This is a genomic window from Oryzobacter faecalis, assembly GCF_046764005.1.
Taxonomy (GTDB): Bacteria; Actinomycetota; Actinomycetes; order Actinomycetales; family Dermatophilaceae; genus Oryzobacter; species Oryzobacter faecalis.
Map to the genome: position 1 here is coordinate 220,141 of NZ_JBKOFW010000003.1, position 20,540 is coordinate 240,680.

A 20,540-nucleotide genomic window follows, 5' to 3' on the forward strand; every position below is an offset into this window, starting at 1 on the left:
CGCACCGGCCCCTCAGGGGGTGACGAAGACGTCGCCGTACTCGTCCATCGTGTCGGTGCGGATCGCCTCGCCGAGGTCGGCCATGCCCTTCTCGTCGACGATGTCGATGGAGGCGCCCTGCGGCGAGGTGCCGAAGCCGGTGAACGGGGCGGTCGCGAAGACGATGTCGCCGGAGCGGATGTGCCGCAGGCTGATCGCGGTGTCGCGCATGTCGCCCACGGTGAGCGTCTGGTCGAGGACGAGGTTCTCGGTCGCCGCGTTCGTGAACTTCGCGATCTTCACCGGGTTGGTGATCGTCTCGGGGGCGGTGGCCTTGAGGAAGAGCGCCTTGATGAAGGCGAGCTGGCGGCGGCCGCGGGAGATGTCGCCCTCGCTCAGCGTGTAGCGCTCGCGGACGAAGGCGAGGGCCTGCTCACCGTTGAGGTCGTTCCAGCCCTTCCGGATGACGACCTCACCACCGTTGCCGGTGCCGTCGCTGCCCTCCTCGGCGTAGACGCGCACGCCGCCGACGGCATCGGTCATGTTCTCGAAGCCCTCGAAGTCGGTGCGGACGACGTGGTGGATGCGGACCTTGAGCAGGTTCTCCATCGTCTCGACGAGCAGGGGCTCGCGGCCGAACGCGTACGCGGCGTTGATCTTGTTCTTCCCGTGGCCCGGGATCGACACGTAGAGGTCGCGGGGGAAGTGGATCATCTGGATCGTCTCGGCGTCCTGCGGGACGTGGACGAGGACGATGACGTCGCTGCGGCCGGCGTCCCCGGGGCGGGTGTCGGCACCGAGGACGAGGTAGTTCGTGCCGGTCCCGGTCTCCGCGACCGGTTTCCCGTCGGGGGCGACCACGGGCTGGCGCTTCTCGGGAAGCAGCTGTTCCTGGGTGACGTTGTCGTTGACCGTGTAGCCGAGGTAGCCGACGAACCCGGCGGCCCCACCGAACAGGAGGACGACGATGGCGAGCAGGCCGATGAGGACGCGCCTGAGGCCCCGGCGGTCCTTGCGTCGGGTCTCGGCCGGCACCTCCTCGCCGCCGCCGATGCGCTCCGTGAGGGAGTCGAGATCGTGCTGAGCCACGTCGTCAGTGTAGGTGGGGCCCCCATGGCCCGCTGGCGCCCGGCCTACATTGGAGGGGTGAGTGACCTCGGTGAGCGGCTGCGGGCGCAGGGCAAGCGCCTGACGTCGCAGCGCGAGCGCGTCCTCGCCGCCGTCGGCCGGCTCGGCCACGGCACGCCGGAGGAGGTCGCGGAGGCGGTGTGCGCCGACGGGGGCCCGTCGGTGCCGGCGTCCACGGTCTACCGGGCGCTCGACGCCCTCCAGGAGCTCGGGCTCGTCGGGCACACCCACGTCGACCACCGCGCCCCCAGCTACCACCTCGCCGACCACGCCACCCACCTCCACCTCGTCTGCCGGGGCTGCGGCTGGGTGGGCGAGGTCCCGCTCGACGTCGCCGACGAGCTCGTCTCGCGCGTCGACGAGCGGCTCGGCTTCGCCGCCGACATCTCGCACGCCGCCGTCCACGGCCTGTGCCGCACCTGCAGGGAGAGCACCCCATGAGCACGTCCACCGCCACCTCGCCCCTCCTCGGACGCCCCGGCGCCGTCGAGGGGGAGGGTCCCGACGCCGGGGTCGCCGCGCACTACGGCGACCCCGCGCGCGAGCAGCGGCTGCTCGCCGAGGGGCTGGCCGCGGTCGACCTCTCGCACCGCGGGGTCGTCACCGTGTCCGGTCCCGACCGGCTGTCGTGGCTGCACTCGATGACGACCCAGCACCTCCTCGGGCTCGGGCCGCGGCAGTCGCGGGAGTCGCTCGTCCTCTCCCCGAAGGGTCACGTCGAGCACGCCCTGCACCTCGTCGACGACGGCTCGACGACGTGGGTCACCGTCGAGCCCGGCACCGCGCCGGCGCTCGTGACGTGGCTGGAGTCGATGCGGTTCATGCTCCGCGTCGAGGTGGCCGACGTGACGGCCGAGTGGGCCGTGCTCGGCGAGCCCGTGGGCGCGGAGTCCGTCGAGGGCGAGGCGCTCGCGTGGGTCGACCCCTGGCCCTCGCTCGTCGGTGACACCGCGGCGTACGGCCCGGTCGACGGCCACCCGGGCATCGGGCGGGTCTGGCGCGAGCTCGTCGTGCCGCGGCAGTCGCTCGAGGCCGCGCTGGGCGACCGCCCGCTCGCCGGCACCTGGGCCGCCGAGGCGCTGCGGGTCGCCGCGTGGCGGCCGCGGCTCGGGTTCGAGACCGACCACCGGACCATCGCCCACGAGGTCGACTGGCTGCGCACGGCCGTGCACCTGCACAAGGGCTGCTACCGCGGGCAGGAGACGATCGCGCGGGTGCACAACCTGGGGCGGCCGCCGCGGCGGGTCGTCTTCCTCCACCTCGACGGGTCCGGGCACGTCCTGCCCGACGCCGGGGCGCCGGTCGTCCGGGACGGGCGTGAGGTCGGCCGCCTGACGTCGGTGGCACGGCACTTCGAGGACGGCCCGGTGGCGCTGGCCGTCATCAAGCGGTCCGTGCCCGAGGACGCGGATCTTCTCGCCGGTGGCGTGTCGGCGGCGCAGACCGTCGTCGTGCGCGGTTGATTCGCCGCAAGTCCTCCGGTTCCCGGCTGCCATGATGGGCGCATGAGCCCTGTCGCCACGGCCTCCGCCGGCACCCTCATCACCGTCGCGCCCACGGGCGCCGAGCACGCCAAGGCCGACCTGCCGCAGCTGCCGACGACCCTCGAGGAGGTCGTCGAGACGGCCGTGCGGTGCGAGGCCGCGGGGGCCTCGCTCATCCACCTGCACGTCCGCGACGCGGCGCACGCGCCGACGCTGGACGGGGCGTACCTGCGGGCCGCGGTCGACGCGGTGCGCGAGGCGACCGACCTCGTCGTGCAGCTGTCGACCGGGGGGTCCGTCCACGACCCGCTCGAGGCCCGGCTGACCGTCCTCGACGCCGAGCCCGACTCGTGCTCGCTCACGTGCGGGACGACGAACTTCGGTGACGACGTCTTCCTCAACCCGTGGGGTTTCATGTCCGAGCTGTACGTGCAGGCCCAGGAGCGCGAGGTGGTCCCGGAGTTCGAGCTGTTCGACCTCGGGCACGTCCACGCGCTGCGGCGGCTGCTCGACACCCACGGGCTGCCGTTCGGGGGCCGAGTCCACGTCGACTTCGTCACCGGGGTGCCCGGCGGGATGCCCGCGACGACCGCGGCCCTCATGGCCGGCGTGGCGATGCTGCCCGACGAGGTGACGTCGTGGTCGGCCACCGGTATCGGCCGCGGCCACCTGCCGATCATGGCGGCGGCGTTGTCGGCCGGGGGACACCTGCGGGTCGGGATGGAGGACAACGTCGTCTTCCGGCGCGGCCAGGTGGTGTCGCACAACGACGAGCTGGTGTCGCGGGCCGCCGAGCTCGCGGTGGTGATGCAGCGCCCGCCCCTGTCGACGGCCCAGGCACGCGAGCTCCTCGGCATCAAGGACCGTCGCTCCCGGCCGGCTGCCTGACCCGCGGGCTCGCCGCGCGGTCGTTCGGCCCGCCCGGCTCGACCGGGCGGTGCCGCCTTCGGGCTGCCGGGGGCCACGCCGCCGTCCGCCGTCCGTCGGTCGGCACGCGAGCCGGAGCCCGGCCGAAGGATGGACACGCGGTGGTGGCGGTGCACGCCACGTTGCATAATCCTTGGTTATGACAGTCGTGCGTCGTGCTTTTGGGTTTCCGAAGGTCGTCAACGAGAAGGCCGCCCGGGTGGTGGCCGGGATCGTCGTGCTCGTCGCCGGGCTCGCGCTCGTGACCGGATGGCTGTGGCTCGCGGCCGTGCTGGCGGTCGGGTTCGCCCTCCGCGTCGCGAGCGGCCCGAAGCTCGACCCGTTCGGGCAGCTCGCCACCAAGGTCATCGCTCCGAGGCTCGGGCGGCCGGTGTGGGTGGCCGGCGCCCCCAAGCGCTTCGCACAGGCGGTGGGGCTGGCCTTCACCGTGGCCGCGACGGTGGCCCTCGTCCTCGGCGCCTCGGGGGTGGCGTTCGGCCTGCTCGCGATCCTCGTCGTCTTCGCGCTCCTGGAGAGTGCCCTCGGCTTCTGCGCCGGCTGCTGGGTCTTCGGCTACCTCATGCGCTGGGGCCTGGTGCCCGAGGCGGTGTGCGTCGAGTGCAACGACATCACCCTGCGCCAGCGCAGCCGCGAGGCCGCGCTCGCCTGATCGGCGCCACGCGGCCCGGCCACACATCCTGTCCGCTCACTACGCTTCGCTTCCCCCCGGCGAGCAAAGTCACCTGCGTCCGCGTGAGAAGCACGGTGCGTTGCGTCCCCTCAGGAGGCAGGTGACTTTGCCTCCCGAGGCGAGGCAAAGCGTGGTGCGTCCCCGCGGGGGGCAGATGACTTCGCGTCCTGACGGGAGGCAAAGCGTGGTGCGTCCCCGCGGGGGGCAGGTGACTTCGCGTCCTGACGGGAGGCAAAGCGTAGTCAGCGGACGGGGTGGGTCTGCGGGTCCGCCGGTGGGACCTCGACAAGGCTCGGGGCCTGGCGCTGCGGCCAGTGGCGTCCCCGCGTGCCACCAGCCGGATGGCGGAGTCGTGGTCGTCGCTGGGCACGGCTGTCGCCCCGTGTTCACCGTGTGAGCACCCTCACGCTTGCCGCAGTTTGCGTTTTGCTAACTGAAGCAAGCACAATGGTGGCGTGAGCAAGAACCCGCTGAACGACCTGGGCAGCAGCCTCGGCGACTACCTGCGCGAGCAGCGCCAGGCCGCCAAGCTCTCCCTCCGTCAGCTGTCCGAGCTCGCCGGGGTGTCCAACCCCTACCTCTCCCAGATCGAGCGAGGCCTGAAGCGCCCGAGCGCCGAGATCCTCCAGCAGCTCGCGAAGGGACTCGAGGTCTCCGCAGAGAGCCTCTACGTCAAGGCCGGGATCCTCGACGCCGAGGTCACCCACGAGGCCTCCCACACCGACGTGCGCCGTGCGGTCGCCGACGACCCGCACCTCACCGCCCGTCAGAAGAAGACGCTCCTCGACATCTACGAGTCCTACGTCGAGGACGACCCGCGGCCCTGACCGCCCCACGCACCCCGCCGGCAGCGTCGCCGGCCCGCTGACCCCGCCCAGCCCACCGAGAAGGAGATCCACCATGACCGTCCTCCAGGACCTCAAGAAGGTCGACACCACCCCGTTCTTCGCCGCCGTCGGCGCCACCGACCTCGCGGTCGAGAAGGTTCGCGACGCCCGCGTCCGCGCCGAGGCCGCCCGCGTGCGCGCCGAGAAGGCCGCCAACGACTTCGACGCGACCAAGGTCGCCGACCAGGTCAAGGAGCTCCCCGCCCTCGCCCTCAACCAGACCCTCGTCCTCGGCGGCAAGGTCGTCGAGTCCTACGAGGGCCTCGCGACCCGCGGCAAGGGCCTCGTGACCCGCCTGCGCACCCAGCAGGCCACCAAGGACCTCGTCGCCCAGGCCGAGACCACCGTCGCCCAGGCCAAGGGTGCGGTCACGACCGCCCGCAAGGCCGCCGCCGACATCGAGCGCTCCGCCAAGGCCACCATCACCACCGGCCGCAACGAGGCCGTCCGCATCGCCGACGTCGTCACCGGCTCGGTCAAGGAGGAGGCCGCGGCGGTGGCCACCGAGGTCGAGACCTCGGCGCGCAACACCCGCACCGCGGCCAAGCGCACGACCACGACGGCGAAGAAGGCCACCAAGAAGGCCACCAGCTCCGCCAAGGCCGCGACGACGAGCGCCCGCAAGACCGCGGCCGCCGCCGAGAAGGCCACCGAGAAGGCCGCCGCCAAGGTCGGCGACTGACCCTCACCACCTCGGTCGGGCCCGACCCGACCGTCCCGGCCACGGACGTCCCCTCGCCGTGACCACCCCGACGACCGGGGCCGCGCTCTTGCCCGGCCCCGGTCGTCCGCGGTCGCGGCCCGGCACGTCCGCAGCCGCTGCGAGACCCGATGAGGGCGCCGCGCCCCCCGGCGGTAGCGTCGGGGCCGTGCCCGTGCAGACCCCGTCGCCGACCCGTCCCACCCCGCCCGCCCTCGCGGAGGCGCCCGTCCTCGCCCAGGTGGTCCGCGGCGGGTTCATCGAGTCGGCCCACCGGGCGAGCGTGGCCGTCACCGCGCCCGACGGCGCCGTGCAGCACGCGTGGGGCCCGGTGACCGACCCGGTCTTCCCGCGCAGCTCGAACAAGCCGCTCCAGGCCGTCGCGATGCTGCGCGCCGGGCTCACCCTGCCCCCGCACCACCTCGCGCTCGCGTGCGCGAGCCACAGCGCCGAGCCGTTCCACCTCGACGCGGTCCGCGACATGCTGGCCGCCGCCGACCTCACCGAGGCCGACCTCCAGAACACGCCCGACCTCCCCTACGACCCGGACGAGCGTGACACCTGGGTCGCCGCCGGACACGTCGCCCGCCCCCTCGCCCAGAACTGCTCGGGCAAGCACGCCGCGATGCTCGCCACCTGCCGCCTCAACGGCTGGGACCTCACCACGTACCGAGACGTCGACCACCCGCTCCAGCGAGCCATGGCCGGCGCGATCGAGGACCTCGCCGGCGAACCGGTCGCAGCGACCGCCGTCGACGGCTGCGGCGCCCCCGTCATGGCGATCTCCCTCGGCGGGCTCGCCCGGGCCTTCGGCCGGATCGCCGCCGCGCCGAGCGACACCCCGGAGGGAACGGTCGCCGACGCCATCCGCGCGTTCCCCGAGTACCTCGGCGGCACCCGCCGCGACGTCACCGCCCTCATCCGCGGGACCGAGGGCGCCGTCGCCAAGGACGGGGCCGAGGCCGTGTACGCCGTGGGCCTCGCCGACGGCCGTGGCATCGCCCTGAAGATCGCCGACGGTGCCCAGCGGGCCCGGCCCGTGGTCCTCGCCGCCGTCCTGCGCCTCCTCGGTGTCGAGTCCGACGCCTACGCCCGCCTCGAGGACGCCCCGGTGCTCGGACACGGCGTCCCGGTCGGCTCGGTCGTCGCGGTCGGCCTCGACGCAGTCGGTCTCGACGCCGCCGGAGCCGGCCGGCCGTGAGGGCGGTGCTCCAGCGCGCGAGCAGCGCCAGCGTCACCGTCGACGGTGAGGTGGTCGGGCGACTCGACCGACCCGGCCTCGTGGCCCTCGTCGGCGTCACCCACGACGACGGCCCCGAGCAGGTGGCCACCATGGCGCGCAAGATCGCCGACCTGCGCATCCTCGAGGGCGAGCGCTCGGTCTCCGACGACGGCGCCCCCGTCCTCGTCGTCAGCCAGTTCACGCTCTACGCGGACACCCGCAAGGGCCGCCGCCCCTCGTGGAACGCCGCGGCCCCGGGGCCGGTCGCCGAGCCCGTCGTCGAGCAGGTCGTCGAGGCCCTGCGGGCCCGCGGGATCGAGGTCGCGACCGGGCGGTTCGGGGCCCACATGGAGGTCGCGCTCGTCAACGACGGGCCCGTGACCATCGTCCTCGACGTCTGAGCCGGCGCCGCGGCACTTAGGCTCTCCCCATGGACCTCCTCGCCGACCTCCAGAGCTGGATCGTGCTGGCCCTGTCCGTCGTGGCGCTCGGCGTCGAGGCCTGGGCGCTCGTCGACTGCCTCCGCCGCCCCGGTGACGCCTTCTCCGCCGCCGGCAAGCGCACCAAGGGGTTCTGGCTCGCGGTCACCGCTGTCGCGACCCTCCTCGGCGTCGTCTCCCTCGGCGCGATCCCCGGCCTGCTCGGCATCATCGGCGTCATCGCCGCCGGTGTGTACCTCGCCGACGTGCGGCCGGCCCTCGACCAGGTGATGGGCCGCGGCCGGGCCGACGGTCCCTACGGCCCGTGGTGAGGCGCCACGGCCTCCCACGCCACGGTCAGCTCGCCGAGCCGCCAGCGTGAGGGGCCGTCGAGCAGCGGCCATCCGGACCCCCTCAGGGCCGACGCCGTCGCGATGAAGCGCTGACGCACCCCGTAGGAGGCCTGCGGTGCCGAGCGCGCCCACGCCGCGTCGAGCTCGGTGAGGAGGGCGTGCACCCGCTCGCCCGGCACGTTGCGGTGGATGAGGGCCTTGGGCAACCGCTCGGCGACGACCCCGGGTCGCTCCAGCCCGCGCAGCCGCCAGCTGAGCGAGAGGCTCTCCGGCCCCGACCCCGACACGGCGACCCACGTCGAGAGCCGCCCCAGCTCGTCGCACGTCCCGTCCACGAGGAGACCCCCGGGCGCCAGCCGTGCCGCCGCCGCCGCCCACGCGGCCGCGACCTCGGACTCGTCGTACTGGCGCAGCACGTTGAACGCCCGCACGAGGACAGGCCGCGCACCGTCCTCCAGCGGGACCTCGAAGCCCCCGAGCCGGAAGGACAGCCCCGGCCGCTCGAGCGGGCGCGCCGCCGCCACTCGCGCCGGGTCGATCTCGACCCCGACGACCTCGACGTCGGGGCGCACCCGCCGCAGGCGGTCGTGCAGCTCCACCGCGGTCACGGGGGACGCGCCGTACCCGAGGTCGACGACGACCGGAGGGCCCCCGCGGAACCGGCGCAGCCGCCAGGCCTGCGGGCCCGCCAGCCAACGGTCGCAGCGGCGCAGGCGGTTGGGGTTCGTCGTCCCCCGGGTGATGACCCCGACGGGTCGCTGCTGGGCCACGGGCCCAGCGTAGGTGCGGGCCGGACGGCGGTGCCGTGGCGCCCGGGTCACCGACCTACCCTGAGGGGGTGGTGGACTGGATCCGCGCCCGGGCGCGCGACAGCGAGGTGAGCCTGTCGATGGTCGCGCTCGTCGTGTCGTGTGTCGCGGCCCTCGGTCTCGGCCTCACCACGTGGGTCCCACGCGCGCTCGACCGGGACGTCGGGATCGCCGACGTCGAGCCCGGGCTGCTCGAGGTCGCCCAGGGCGCGCGGGGGGTCCAGTCGCTCGGGGCGGGGCTGTCGGTCACCCTCTACGACTCCGGGTTCCGGCTCGCCCGCGACAGCGTCGTCCTCGCCGACACCGTCACCCGCGGGGCTCCGGTCACCGCGGCCACCGGGCGGCTCACCGAGGTCGGGGGCGAGCAGCGTGAGGTCGTCACCTCCGAGCTGCCCTTCGTGCGGATCGACGCCGTCCGCCGCGTCGGCGACACCGTCCTCTACAGCGGCGTCGTCCACGACGACGACCGCAGCCTCCCGCTGCGGATCGAGTTCCAGCCGACCGACGGGCGCATCCGGATGGAGGCCGCGGTCCCGGGCGCCGACATGGTCGCCATCCACCTCGACTGGCGTCCCGCGACGACGGGCATCGCCCCGGTGCTGCCCGAGCGCAACCTCAAGGCGAAGGCGTACTGGGTCGACCCCACCGTCGTCGAGCAGCCCGCGTTCACGTGGGTCCTCGGCACCGACGTCTCCATCGGGCCGGTGCAGGTGCCGCGCGCGGTCGACCTCCGCCAGGACGGGCGGATCGCCGCCCACGTGTGGGGTCCCCGGGGCGTGGTCACCGTCACCGACACGCCGCGCGACCCCGTGGAAGAGTAGGGGCCATGACCGAGCAGGCACCCGCGCCGAGCCCCCGACGGGTCGCGATGGTCACGGTGCACACCTCCCCGCTCGCCCAGCCGGGACAGGGCGACGCCGGCGGGATGAACGTCTACGTCCTCGAGGTGGCGCGGCAGCTCGCGCGCCGGGGGACGGCCGTCGACCTCTTCACCCGCACGACCAGCGCCACCCAGCAGGCCGTCGTCGAGGTCGAGCCGGGCGTCGTCGTGCGGCACGTCGCCGCCGGGCCGTACGAGGGCCTCGCCAAGGAGGACCTGCCCGGTCAGCTGTGCGCCTTCGCGGCCGGGATGATGCGGGTCGCCGCCCACGCCCCGCCCGGCTACTACGACCTGGTCCACTCCCACTACTGGCTCTCGGGCCAGGTCGGCTGGCTCGCGGCCGACCGGTGGGGCGTCCCGCTCGTCCACACGATGCACACGATGGCGCGGGTGAAGAACCTCCACCTCGCCGACGGCGACGAGCCCGAGCCCGTCGGGCGCGAGATCGGGGAGGCGCAGGTCGTCGAGGCCGCCGACCGCCTCGTCGCGAACACCGAGCAGGAGGCCGCCGAGCTCGTCGGGCTCTACGACGCCGACCCCGCCCGGGTCGCGGTCGCCGAGCCGGGGGTCGACCTCACGACGTTCACGCCCGGGTCGGTGAGCGCCGCCCGTGCCGCCCTCGGCCTCGCGAACGACGCGGTCGTCCTCGCCTTCGTCGGCCGGATCCAGCCGCTCAAGGCCCCGGACGTCCTCCTCCGCGCGGCCGCTGAGCTCGTGCGCCGCGACCCCCGCCTGCGCGACCGGCTCGTCGTCGCCGTCCTCGGTGGGGCGAGCGGGTCGGGCGTCCGCTCGCCGATGGGGCTGGCCGAGCTCGCGGCGCGCCTCGGCATCACCGACCAGGTCCGGTTCGTCCCGCCCGTCGACCGGCCCACGCTCGCGCAGTGGTACCGCGCGGCCGACGTCGTCGCCGTGCCGTCGCACAGCGAGTCCTTCGGGCTCGTCGCCCTCGAGGCCCAGGCGTGCGGTACCCCCGTCGTCGCGACGAACACGGGGGGCCTGCCCACCGCGGTCGGTCCCGGCGGCCTCCTGGTCGACGGCCACGACACCTCCTCGTGGGCCACTGCGCTCGGCTCGGTCGCCCTCCACCCGGAGCGGCGGGCGGGCCTGTCCCGGGCCGCCGTCGAGCACGCGGCCGGGTTCGGCTGGGCCGCCACGGCGGAGAAGCTCGCCGCGGTCTACTCCGACGCGATGGCACACCCGCGGGAGGCGTCGATCAACGAGTCCGAGCTGCTCACGGGCATCCCGACGGCGGTGATCCCGTGACCGACGTCCGCACCGACGTCGCCGCGGTCGTCGAGGAGTTCCTCCGGGCGTCCGGGCTCGAGTGGGAGGGCGGCGCACGGGCCGACGAGTACGTCGTCTCCCTGCCCGGCGAGAAGAAGCTCAAGACCGTCGTCTCGTTGGTGGTCACCGACACCGGCCTGACGGCGACGGCCTTCGTCGTGCGCAACCCCGACGAGAACCACGACGAGGTGTACCGCTTCCTCCTGCGGAGGAACCTGCGCCTGCCGGGCCTCGCCTACGCCGTCGACCGGTCGGGGGACGTCTACGTCGCGGGCCGGCTGCCGGCCGCCGCGGTCACCGCCGACGCCGTCGACCAGCTGCTCGGGGTCGTCCTCACCGCGGCCGACGAGCCGTTCAACGAGCTCCTCGTCATGGGCTTCCTAACCTCGATGCGCAAGGAGTGGGAGTGGCGGGTCTCGCGCGGGGAGAGCCTGCGCAACCTCGAGGCGTTCCGGCACCTCCTCGAGCGGCCCGGCGACCCTCCGCCCGCGGACTGACGCACCCCGCAGCGGGGACGCGCCGGTGGCTAGGCTGGCGCGCATGACGGATCACACCCTCGTCCTGCTGCGCCACGGCGAGTCCGACTGGAACCAGAAGAACCTCTTCACCGGCTGGGTCGACGTCGACCTCACCGACAAGGGTCGCGCCGAGGCCGTCCGCGGCGGCGTGCTGATGAAGGAGGCCGGCCTCCTGCCGGACGTCGTGCACACCTCGGTGCTGCGCCGCGCCATCAACACCGCCAACCTCGCGCTCGACGCGGCCGACCGGCACTGGATCCCCGTGCGCCGCAGCTGGCGGCTCAACGAGCGGCACTACGGCGCGCTCCAGGGCCTGGACAAGGCCGCCACCCGCGAGAAGTACGGCGACGAGCAGTTCATGCTGTGGCGCCGCAGCTTCGACACGCCCCCGCCGCCGATCGAGGCCGGCAGCGAGTTCGACCAGACGGGCGACCCGCGCTACGACGGCGTCGAGGTGCCGCTCACCGAGTGCCTCAAGGACGTCATCCCGCGGATGATGCCCTACTGGGAGAACGAGATCCAGGCCGACCTCACCGCGGGTCACACCGTGCTCGTGACGGCGCACGGCAACTCCCTGCGCGCCCTCGTCAAGCACCTCGACGGCATCAGCGACGACGACATCGCCGGCCTCAACATCCCCACCGGCATGCCGCTCGTCTACCGCCTCGGGGCCGACTTCATGCCGACGGCGCCCGGCGAGTACCTCGACCCCGAGGCTGCCGCCGAGGCCGCCGCCGCCGTCGCCAACCAAGGCCGCTAGACGAGCTCCGAGGCCGTCGTGGCCGCGCCGCGGTAGGTCTCGCGACCGCCGGCGTCGACGGCGAGGAGGCGGTACGCGGCCTCCTGCCGCGAGTCCGGCACGCTGAGCACCGCCGACGAGCCGGTGCAGCGGACGAACCGGGTCACCGGGCGCTCCCCGGGCGCGCTGCTCAGCAGGCGCACCCGGGCCGCCCCGGGCGCGACGACGAGGAAGCGCTCCGGGCGTCCCCGGGCCGGCAGCCGGAGGACGGTCGGGCCACCGGAGTCGGCCGCGGCGACGACCGCCATGTCCTCGAGGTCGGTCGACGTCGTCCCCCCGGGCGACCGGGTGGTCAGGCGAACCGACCGCACGACGGCGTCGTCGGGCGTGCGGGTCTGGACGACGACGACCCTGCCGGTGGTCCCGATCGCGCCGGGGTCGAGGGCGACGGCGTCGACCGCGGTGTCCGCGACGACCCGGGTGCTGAGCAGGCCGTCCGGGATGCCGGTCAGCTCGGCGACGGCGAGCCGGCGGTCGCGGGCGTAGTCGTCGGGGGAGGGGTTGGGCAGCAGCTCGGGGCGCACCGAGGGTGTCCCCGCCGGGGTGCCCTGGTACCCGCCGGCGCTCACCCACGTGGCGGGTCCGAGCCCTCGCCCGACGAGCTCGACACCGACCCCCTCGGCGAGCTCGAGGGTCGCGAACGTGCGGACCCAGCCGCCGGCCGGGGTGGGCGTCGCCACCGCCGCGTAGGCGGCCTCCTCGAGCCGGGGCGGCGCGACGACGAGCAGCGCGTCGCCGACGTCCTGCGCCACGACGAGCGCCACGACGTCCCGGACGCCCGACAGCCCGTCGCGCGCGAGGGAGACCTGCCGCAGCGTGTCGAGCGGAGCGCCCCGCGGGCCGGTCCACACGACGAGCCGGACCCCGTCGCGCCCGGAGATGTCGGCCGGGGAGGCGACGACGACGGTGCGGTCGCCCACGACATCGGCGTAGAGCAGCCGCGACCCCTGCGGCGCGTCCCTGATGACGAGCGCCTGCGCGTCGGAGGAGCCGGCGTACCGCCCCCGGGCCGGCCACCGCCGCGTCGTGTCCCAGGCGGGGTCGTCGGGGCGCAGGGCGGTCGGGGTCGGCGAGGGCGCCGCGCGCGTCGCGCCGACGACCCACCACCCGGCCCCGGCGACCGCGAGCGTCGCCGCACCGCCGACGAGCAGCCGGCGGCGCCGCAGCCCTCCGGCGCGGTGGGCGACGAGGGTCGCCGGGTCGGGTGGGTCGGGTTGTGAGCGCAGGACGAGGGCGAGGACGCCGCGCAGGTCGTCCTCGAGCAGCCACGGGGCGGGTCCGAGCCCGACGGCCTCACGGGCCGCGTCCTGCGCGGCCGTGAGGCGGCTCCGCACGGCGGCGTCGCGGGCGACCATTCCTGCCGTGGGGAGGTCGAGGAGGGCGGCGACCTCCTCGGGCCCGGCGTCCCAGGCGAGCCGGGCCGCGACGAGCGCGCGGTCCACCGGGTCCTCGTCCCGCAGGGTGCGCAGCAGCGCCGCGACGACGGCCTCGCCCGCGTCGTCCTCGTCCGGGTCGTCCTCGTCGCCGTCGGCTCCGGCGACGGCTGAGCCGGGTGGCTCGTCGCCCCCGGCGGCCACCGCCCCGCGCAGGAGGGCGCGGCGCGCGTCGCCGGCCGGGCGACCGGCGTCGACGGCGTCCCGCCACCGGCCCACGACCCCGGCGAGGGCGTCCGTGGTGACGCGGCGCGCGACCTCCGGGTCCGGCACGACGAGGAGCGCGACGGCCTCGAGGTCCGGCCAGCGGGCGACGGTGAAGTCGCGCCGGTCGTCCTCGAGGGTGGTCACCGGTCCAGTGTCACACCGGTGCCGGGGCTCTCCGAGGGGGCGAGGTCACAGGCCGAGCAGCCACGGGGGGTCCTCCGGGACCTCGTCGAAGAGGACGCGCCCCCCGGCGTCGCGGGCGATGAGCCGCAGGGCGGAGGCGTCGTCGGCGTTGACGAGCTCGACGACCGACGCCGAGCGTCCCCCGGTGCGGACCACCTTGGAGACGGGGTAGCCGGAGGGGGAGGCGGCGATGAGCTGGACCCGGGCCGCGCCGGGCGCGACGACGAGGTAGCGGCCGACGCCGGGACGCAGGTCCTCGACGCGGGTGAGGAGTGGGGCGGTCGGTTCGTCCGCCGGGATCACCGACGCAGAACGCACGAGCATCGGCCGGAAGGACGCCTCGCCGCCCGCCGCCGGCAGGACCGCCGCCGAGACGAGGAGGGCCCCGGAGTCGGTGCGGGTGTGCACGACGACGACCCGGGAGCCGGGGCCGGAGTCGGCGAACGGCGGTGCGGGGAGCACCTCGTCGACGACCACGTCGCTGGTCACCGAGGCGGACCCGGCGCCGGTGAGCTCGGTGACGACCCGGCGCGCGCCGGCGGCGAACCACGCGGTGTCCGGGGTGCCGGCGTCGTCGACCTCGGTGCGGACGGAGTGGGTGGAGGCGGGCTGGAGCTCCTCGTAGCGGTGGCGGATGCGCAGGGCGCCCGGGACCGCGCCGGTGAGGACGGTCGTCCCGATGCCCTCGCGCAGCCCGAGGTCGTCGAAGACGCGGACCACCTCCCCGTCGGGGTCGGGGCGGACCCTGCGCGACACCCCCACCGCGGCCAGGTCGGGCCGGCCGAGGACGACGAGCAGGGTCGTGGGCACCGCACCCGGCTCCGGGTCGTCGCCGATGGCGAGCGTGACGAGGTCGGCCACGCCGTAGGTGCCCGGCATCGCGAGGCCGGTGACGCCGAGGGTTGACGTGGGGGCTCCGCGGCGACCGGTCCACAGCAGCACCTCGGTGCCGTCGAGCGCGACGTTGCCCTGCTTCGCGGCGACGACGACCCGCCGGTCGGCCACGTCCCCCGCCCAGAGGACGCGGGCGGGCGGCTGCCCGGGCAGCCGCACCAGCGCCCGGACCCCCGGGTCGTCCGCGAGGGGTCCCCTCGCCGGCCACGACTGGGTGCTCGACCAGGCGGGGTCGCTCGGCGCCGGTAGGGCCTGCCGGGTCCCGGCAGGAGGAGGCGGGGCGTCGTCGCGCAGGACGACGGCCGCGGCACCGCCCGCGGCGGCCAGTGCGGCGGCGGCCCCGCCGAGCAGCACGTGGCGGCGCCGGACGGCCCCCGTGCGCTGCACCACCAGGGCGGTCGGGTCCGGCGGGTCGCCCTGGCCGTGGAGGAGAGAGGCGACGGCGTCCGCGACGTCACGCTCACGGGCCGCCCAGCCGCCCTCTTCGGGTAGGCCGGCCTCCCGCTGGGCCTGCGCGCGAGCAGCGGCGAGCCTGACGTCGAGGGCGTGCTCACGCGCACCGAGCTCGCCGTGCGGGCGGTCGAGGAGGTGGGCCACCTCGTGCGAGCGGGCCTCCCAGAGCAGCCGGGCCCCGACGAGGGCCCGGTCGAGCGGGTCGGCCGCCAGGAGCGAGCGCTGGACCGCGGCGACGACGGGGTCCAGCGCCTCGTCCTCCGCCCAGGACGCCGCCACGGGCACGAGCACCGGCGACGGTCGGGCCGGCCCGACCCGGCCCCCGGGGCGCGGGAGGCGCCGGGCGGCGGCCGGCCGCACCGCTGCCAGCGCTGCGCCGAGCAGGGCTCGGCGGGCGTCCTCCCCGGGGCGCCCGCCCTCGACGGCCTCGTGCCAGCGGGACGAGAGCCCCCCGAGGGCGTCGGACGTCACCTGCCGCGCGAGCGTGGGGTCGAGGACGACGACCCGCGCGACGGACTCCAGCTCGGGCCAGCGCGCGTCGACGAAGGCCCGGAAGTCCTCGCTGACGACCTGGGTCACGCGCCCAGTCTGCACCCGGCCGTCAGCCGAACCTGGGCCACAGGTCGTTGGGGTCCCGCCGCCCGAGCAGCTGGCGCCACGACCCCATCCGCCTCCCGTCGGCGTCCCAGAGGACGAGCCGGTACACCGCGGCCTGCCGCGCGTTGACGACCTCGAGGATGCCGACACCGCCCGGGACCTCCCCGACCTTCGACACCGGGTACGACGTCGCGGTCACGGCGAGGAGCTGGGCCCTCGCGGCGCCGGGGGCGACGACGAGGAAGCGCCCCACCTCGGCGCGCAGCGGCGGCAGCCGCGTGGCGAAGGGGCGCCGGGCGTCCTCGACCGCGACGGGTCGCGCGGTCTCGAGGTCGGCCGAGCCGACCTTGGCCCGCCCGTCGTCCCGGACCCGGACCGAGCGCAGGAGCGACCCGTCGGCGGTGCGCGTGTGGACGACGACGAGGCGGCCCGGACCCGGCCGGGCCACGCTGACCCACGGCGCCAGCACGTCGCCCGGCACCTCCGTGTCGAGCACGACCTCACTCGTCATCGACGACTCCGGCTGGCCCGAGGCCGCGGCGACGAACGAGCCGACCTTGGCGAGCACCGAGTCGCCGATGTCGTCGCCGGCCTGTCTCGCGGTTCCGATGGCGATGCGCTGCGGCCCGGCCGGAGGCCCGTCGTAGGGGCCCAGCCGCACCCGCAACGCGGGGCCGGGAGGGTTCGGCAGCACGACCGTGGCGAGCCCGTCGTCGAGCCCGACCTCGCTCCAGGCCCGCCGCACCCCACCGGCTCGCGTGTAGCTGACGATCGCCGAGTAGGCGGACCGCAGGACCTGGGGGCGCGAGAGGAGGACGAGGAGGCCGTGGTCGCCGCCGACGGGCAGGGCCAGGGCCACCGCGTCGTCGGCGTCCTCGATCTCGTCGACGGTCAGCGGCACCTCGCGCAGGGCCTGGACCGGGGCCCCGCGGGGGCCGGCCCAGACCCGCACCGTCGTCGACCCCTGCCGCGACAGGTCGCGTCGGGCGATGACGACGCGCCGGTCGGCGACGTCGGACGCCCACAGCAGCCGCGCCCCCGGGTCGCGCGCCGCGACCATGGCGGCGACCGCGCGGTCGCTGCGCAGGCCACCGCGGGCCACCCAGGTGCGGGTCGACCCCCAGCTCGGGTCCCCGGTCGGCGGGACCGGGAGGTCGGCCGGGTCCGCGGGGGGCTCGGGTCGCAGGGTGGACCCGAGCACCAACGCCCCGGCGGCCAGCCCGGCTGCGGCGGCCCCGCCCGCGACGAGGGTCCGCCGTCGCAGGCGGGCAGCGACACCGGCCACGAGCCTGGCGGGGTCGGGCGGCTCGTCCAGGTCGCGCAGGAGGAGCGCGACGGCCTCCCGGACGTCGTGGTCGAGCGCCCACCGGCCGGGTTCGAGCCCCGCCGCGACCCGCGCGGTATCGTGGGCCGCGCCGAGCCGGCGGCGCACCGCGGCGGCGGCGTCGCGGACCGGGCCCTCCGGCCGCTCGAGGAGGCGCGCCACCTCCCCCGGTCCGGCGTCCCACACGTCGTCGGCGGCGACGACCGCGCGCTCGAGGGGGTCGGCGTCGGCGAGGGCGGCGCCCAGGGCCGCGACGACGGTGTCGTCCGCGCGACCGGCCTCGTCCCACGGCAGCGCCGACGGGACGGCGGGCCCCCCGGGGCCGGGTTGTCGCCGGGGCGTCGCGTGGGGTGCCGCGGCCAGGGCGGCGCGGAGCACCTCGCGCCGGGCCCGCTCGCCGGGGCGGCCGTCCTCGAGTGCCTCGTGCCAGTGCCGCACGACGTCGACGAGGGTGTCGGTGGTGACGCGCCGGGCGAGGGGCGCGTCGAGGACGACGACGTGGGCGACCGCCTCGAGGTCGGGCCAGCGGGCGGCGACGAACTCGCGGACGTCCTCATCCACGAAGGTCACCCCACCAGTGTCACACCGCCACGGTCGCGTGGGGAGAGCGTGAAAGGGGAGGGGAGGGCGACCGGGGTGCGGACGTCAGCGGGGGTGGACGACGTGCGTGGCGTCCTCGGCGTCCTCGTGGCTGTCCTCGCTGCGCGGGTCGAACTCACCGGTGACGAGCCAGATGACCCGGTGGGCGACGCTCACGGCGTGGTCGGCGAACCGCTCGTAGTAGCGGCCGAGGAGGGTGATGTCGACCGCGGCCTCGGTGCCGTGGGTCCACGTCCCGTCGGTGACGTGCGAGAACAGCTCGCGGTGCAGGTCGTCCATCGCGTCGTCGTCGCGCTCGATCTCCTGGGCGGCGACGACGTCGCGGGCGGCGATGACCGAGCCGGCCTTCTCGACGATCCGCTCGGCGACCTGCCCCATCTGCAGGATCGTCGCCCGCAGCTCGGCGGGGACGGCCGACTCGGGGTAGCGCAGCCGGGCGACCTTGGCCACGTGGCGGGCGAGGTCGCCCATCCGCTCGATGTCGCTGCTCATCCGCATGCTCGTGACGATGACGCGCAGGTCGGTGGCGACGGGCTGCTGGCGGGCGAGCAGGTCGAAGGACATGAGGTCGAGCTCGGCCCGGCGCGCGTCGATCTCGGCGTCGGCGGCGATGACGGAGTCGGCGAGGTGGATGTCGGCGTCGAGGAGGGCGGTCGTCGCGCGGTTCATCGCCGACGCGGCGAGGTGGGTCATCTCGACGAGTGTCTCGGCGACGCGGTCGAGCTCCTCGTGGAAGGCCTTGCGCATGGGTGAAGTGTCCTCCGGTGCTGGTCGGCGGCGCGCGGGTCCGACGCCTCGGGAACGATGACACCCCGGGGTGAACCGAAGGCGCACCCGAGGTGAACATCTGGCTGCCCGCGCCGCGCGGGCCTGGTGGTGTGCCGGGGGGCCCCGCACCGGGTCGTACCCTGACGTCGTGGACCCGGTGCTCGCGGCGACCCTCGGCGGGGCGGTCGGCCTCGTCATCGGGGCCGTCGCCGTCGTCGCCACGCGCTGGTCCGAGCGCGCGACGTCCGGCGCGGAGGCCGAGGAGCCACCCCTGCCGCGCGGCGTCGGTGAGGTCCTGTCCGTCCTGCGCTCGATCGCGGTCGTCCTCGACGCCAGCGACGCCGTCGTCAACACCTCGGCCTCGGCGGTCAGCTACGGGCTGGTCCGCCACGGCGAGCTCGTCCACTCCGAGCTGCGCCACCTCGCCCGGCAGGTGCGACGTGACGGGATGATCCGCGAGGCCGAGCTCGACCTCTCCCGCGGTCCCAACACCGACGCGAGCGCCGTCATGCGCGTGCGGGTCGCGCCGCTCGCCGTCTCGCACGTCCTCGTCCTCGCCGAGGACCACACCCAGGCCCGGCGGGTCGAGGAGGTCCGCCGCGACTTCGTCGCCAACGTCTCCCACGAGCTGAAGACGCCGGTCGGGGGCATCTCCCTCCTCGCCGAGGCGGTCCTCGACGCCAAGGAGGACCCCGAGGCCGTCGAGCGGTTCGCCCAGCGGATCCTCGTCGAGTCCTCCCGCCTCACGCGCCTCGTCCAGGAGATCGTCGACCTGTCCCGCCTCCAGGTGGCCGACACCCTCCACGAGCCCGAGCTCGTCGACGTCGGGGTGGTCGTCGCCGAGGCCGTCGACCGGGTGCGCGTCGCGGCCGAGTCGCGGCACATCGACCTCGCGGTCCTCGTCGAGGACGGCCTGCGGGTCTTCGGCGACGCCGAGCTCCTCACGACCGCCGTCGCCAACCTCGTGACGAACGCCGTCAACTACAGCGGCTCTGCGACCCGGGTCGGTGTGGGTGCGCGCCGCTCCGGCGACACCGTCGAGGTCACCGTCACCGACCAGGGCGTCGGCATCCCCGCCGCCGAGCAGGAGCGGATCTTCGAGCGCTTCTACCGGGTCGACGAGGCGCGCTCGCGGGCCACCGGGGGTACCGGCCTGGGCCTGGCGATCGTCAAGCACATCAGCAACAACCACGGGGGTGAGGTGAACGTCTGGAGCCAGGAGGGGCGTGGCTCGACGTTCACGATGACGCTTCCCGCGGCGGCCGACCGGCCGGCCGCGGACGACGACACCGGCCGCACGTGGCCGGTTCCCAGCGAGGAGAAGAGCTCCGCATGACCCGCATCCTGATCGTCGAGGACGAGGTCTCGTTCTCCGACCCCCTCTCGTACCTGCTCAGCAAGGAGGGGTACGAGGTGTCGGTCGCCGAGAACGGGAACGACGCCCTCACCGAGTTCGACGCCGCCGGCGCCGACCTCGTCCTCCTCGACCTCATGCTGCCCGGGCTCTCGGGCGTCGACGTGTGCCGCGCCCTCCGGCAGCGCTCCAACGTCCCCGTCATCATGCTCACCGCGAAGGACTCCGAGATCGACAAGGTGGTCGGGCTCGAGCTCGGCGCCGACGACTACGTCACCAAGCCGTACTCCTCGCGCGAGCTGCTGGCCCGCATCAAGGCCGTGCTGCGCCGCAACTCCGAGCCCGAGGAGCTGCTGCCGACGACCCTCGAGGCCGGCCCGGTCCGGATGGACGTCGAGCGGCACGTCGTCACGGTCCGCGGGGCGCAGGTCTCGCTGCCGCTGAAGGAGTTCGAGCTCCTCGAGATGCTGCTGCGCAACACCGGCCGCGTCCTCACCCGGATGCAGCTCATCGACCGGGTGTGGGGGAGTGACTACGTGGGCGACACCAAGACCCTCGACGTCCACATCAAGCGCCTGCGGGCCAAGGTCGAGGGCGACCCGGGCGCGCCGGCGCACATCCTCACCGTTCGCGGGCTGGGCTACAAGTTCGAGGCCTGAGGACCAGGC

The 20,540-nt window shown here is 75.2% G+C and carries 21 protein-coding genes; 15 read left to right on the forward strand and 6 right to left on the reverse strand.

Annotation, left to right across the window (positions count from 1 at the left end; translation table 11 throughout):
- Window positions 1-12 precede the first annotated feature (12 nt).
- Entirely contained in the window at window positions 13-1,068 is a 1,056-nt protein-coding gene (locus ACK8HX_RS07730) for an LCP family protein (protein WP_411940098.1), read from the reverse strand.
- A 57-nt stretch (window positions 1,069-1,125) separates the two neighbouring features.
- On the opposite strand from ACK8HX_RS07730, the gene ACK8HX_RS07735 reads away from it, so the two are divergent.
- The 9 genes from ACK8HX_RS07735 (at window position 1,126) to ACK8HX_RS07775 (ending at window position 7,748) form a co-directional block, all read left to right on the forward strand.
- A complete protein-coding gene (locus ACK8HX_RS07735) occupies window positions 1,126-1,548 on the forward strand; it encodes a Fur family transcriptional regulator (RefSeq protein WP_411940099.1) in 423 nt (140 codons plus the stop codon).
- Window positions 1,545-2,570 carry a CAF17-like 4Fe-4S cluster assembly/insertion protein YgfZ gene (ygfZ, locus tag ACK8HX_RS07740; RefSeq protein WP_411940100.1) on the forward strand — a complete coding sequence of 342 codons (1,026 nt, stop codon included), beginning with the start codon at window positions 1,545-1,547 and terminating at the stop codon, window positions 2,568-2,570. The genes ACK8HX_RS07735 and ygfZ overlap by 4 nt, the downstream gene beginning before the upstream one ends.
- A 42-nt stretch (window positions 2,571-2,612) precedes the next feature.
- Entirely contained in the window at window positions 2,613-3,479 is an 867-nt protein-coding gene (locus ACK8HX_RS07745) for a beta-keto acid cleavage family enzyme (RefSeq protein ID WP_411940101.1), read from the forward strand.
- 187 nt (window positions 3,480-3,666) lie between these two features.
- Window positions 3,667-4,167 carry a DUF4395 domain-containing protein gene (locus ACK8HX_RS07750; RefSeq protein WP_411940102.1) on the forward strand — a complete coding sequence of 167 codons (501 nt, stop codon included), beginning with the start codon at window positions 3,667-3,669 and terminating at the stop codon, window positions 4,165-4,167.
- Between the two features lie 476 nt (window positions 4,168-4,643).
- Window positions 4,644-5,015: a helix-turn-helix domain-containing protein gene (locus ACK8HX_RS07755; RefSeq protein ID WP_411940103.1), complete on the forward strand. Its 372-nt coding sequence runs from the start codon at window positions 4,644-4,646 to the stop codon at window positions 5,013-5,015.
- A 73-nt stretch (window positions 5,016-5,088) separates the two neighbouring features.
- A complete protein-coding gene (locus ACK8HX_RS07760) occupies window positions 5,089-5,757 on the forward strand; it encodes a hypothetical protein (protein ID WP_411940104.1) in 669 nt (222 codons plus the stop codon).
- Window positions 5,758-5,950: 193 nt separating this feature from the next.
- Window positions 5,951-6,976 (forward strand): asparaginase, encoded by a 1,026-nt coding sequence (locus tag ACK8HX_RS07765; RefSeq protein ID WP_411940337.1) that lies wholly within the window; start codon window positions 5,951-5,953, stop codon window positions 6,974-6,976.
- Window positions 6,973-7,398 carry a D-aminoacyl-tRNA deacylase gene (dtd, locus tag ACK8HX_RS07770; RefSeq protein WP_411940105.1) on the forward strand — a complete coding sequence of 142 codons (426 nt, stop codon included), beginning with the start codon at window positions 6,973-6,975 and terminating at the stop codon, window positions 7,396-7,398. The genes ACK8HX_RS07765 and dtd overlap by 4 nt, the downstream gene beginning before the upstream one ends.
- 29 nt (window positions 7,399-7,427) lie before the next feature.
- Window positions 7,428-7,748, forward strand: coding sequence for a DUF2516 family protein (locus tag ACK8HX_RS07775; RefSeq protein WP_411940106.1), 321 nt, complete (start codon window positions 7,428-7,430; stop codon window positions 7,746-7,748).
- Here the strand turns inward: ACK8HX_RS07775 and ACK8HX_RS07780 are convergent.
- Window positions 7,733-8,539 (reverse strand): class I SAM-dependent methyltransferase, encoded by an 807-nt coding sequence (locus tag ACK8HX_RS07780; protein ID WP_411940107.1) that lies wholly within the window; start codon window positions 8,537-8,539, stop codon window positions 7,733-7,735. The two genes, ACK8HX_RS07775 and ACK8HX_RS07780, sit on opposite strands and share 16 nt — an antisense overlap.
- 68 nt (window positions 8,540-8,607) lie before the next feature.
- Here ACK8HX_RS07780 and ACK8HX_RS07785 point away from each other — a divergent pair, with 68 nt between their 5' ends.
- Genes ACK8HX_RS07785 through ACK8HX_RS07800 form a run of 4 tightly spaced genes read left to right on the forward strand, consistent with a single transcriptional unit; the run spans window position 8,608 to window position 12,020 of the window.
- On the forward strand, window positions 8,608-9,399 hold the full coding sequence (locus ACK8HX_RS07785; protein ID WP_411940108.1) for a hypothetical protein: 792 nt from the start codon (window positions 8,608-8,610) through the stop codon (window positions 9,397-9,399).
- A gap of 5 nt (window positions 9,400-9,404) precedes the next feature.
- The gene (mshA, locus tag ACK8HX_RS07790; RefSeq protein ID WP_411940109.1) at window positions 9,405-10,721 is read left to right on the forward strand and encodes a D-inositol-3-phosphate glycosyltransferase; all 1,317 of its coding nucleotides are present in this window, start codon (window positions 9,405-9,407) and stop codon (window positions 10,719-10,721) included.
- Entirely contained in the window at window positions 10,718-11,239 is a 522-nt protein-coding gene (locus ACK8HX_RS07795) for a YbjN domain-containing protein (RefSeq protein WP_411940110.1), read from the forward strand. The genes mshA and ACK8HX_RS07795 overlap by 4 nt, the downstream gene beginning before the upstream one ends.
- A gap of 43 nt (window positions 11,240-11,282) precedes the next feature.
- Window positions 11,283-12,020, forward strand: a complete 738-nt coding sequence (locus ACK8HX_RS07800) for a phosphoglyceromutase (RefSeq protein ID WP_411940111.1) — start codon at window positions 11,283-11,285, stop codon at window positions 12,018-12,020.
- Here the strand turns inward: ACK8HX_RS07800 and ACK8HX_RS07805 are convergent.
- The 4 genes from ACK8HX_RS07805 to phoU all read right to left on the reverse strand — a co-directional run bounded on the left by ACK8HX_RS07805 (window position 12,017) and on the right by phoU (window position 18,497).
- Window positions 12,017-13,843, reverse strand: a complete 1,827-nt coding sequence (locus ACK8HX_RS07805; protein WP_411940112.1) for a hypothetical protein — start codon at window positions 13,841-13,843, stop codon at window positions 12,017-12,019. The genes ACK8HX_RS07800 and ACK8HX_RS07805 overlap by 4 nt on opposite strands.
- Before the next feature lie 45 nt (window positions 13,844-13,888).
- Complete coding sequence (locus ACK8HX_RS07810; RefSeq protein ID WP_411940113.1) at window positions 13,889-15,808, reverse strand: hypothetical protein; 1,920 nt, start codon at window positions 15,806-15,808, stop codon at window positions 13,889-13,891.
- 22 nt (window positions 15,809-15,830) lie between these two features.
- Window positions 15,831-17,720, reverse strand: coding sequence for a hypothetical protein (locus ACK8HX_RS07815; protein WP_411940114.1), 1,890 nt, complete (start codon window positions 17,718-17,720; stop codon window positions 15,831-15,833).
- Between the two features lie 75 nt (window positions 17,721-17,795).
- Window positions 17,796-18,497, reverse strand: a complete 702-nt coding sequence (gene phoU, locus ACK8HX_RS07820) for a phosphate signaling complex protein PhoU (RefSeq protein ID WP_411940115.1) — start codon at window positions 18,495-18,497, stop codon at window positions 17,796-17,798.
- Window positions 18,498-18,666: 169 nt separating this feature from the next.
- Between phoU and ACK8HX_RS07825 the strand changes: the two genes are divergently transcribed.
- Together ACK8HX_RS07825 and ACK8HX_RS07830 are read left to right on the forward strand one after the other, a co-directional pair.
- Window positions 18,667-19,854, forward strand: a complete 1,188-nt coding sequence (locus ACK8HX_RS07825) for a sensor histidine kinase (RefSeq protein ID WP_411940116.1) — start codon at window positions 18,667-18,669, stop codon at window positions 19,852-19,854.
- Complete coding sequence (locus tag ACK8HX_RS07830; protein WP_411940117.1) at window positions 19,851-20,531, forward strand: response regulator; 681 nt, start codon at window positions 19,851-19,853, stop codon at window positions 20,529-20,531. The genes ACK8HX_RS07825 and ACK8HX_RS07830 overlap by 4 nt, the downstream gene beginning before the upstream one ends.
- The last annotated feature ends 9 nt before the right edge of the window (window positions 20,532-20,540 follow it).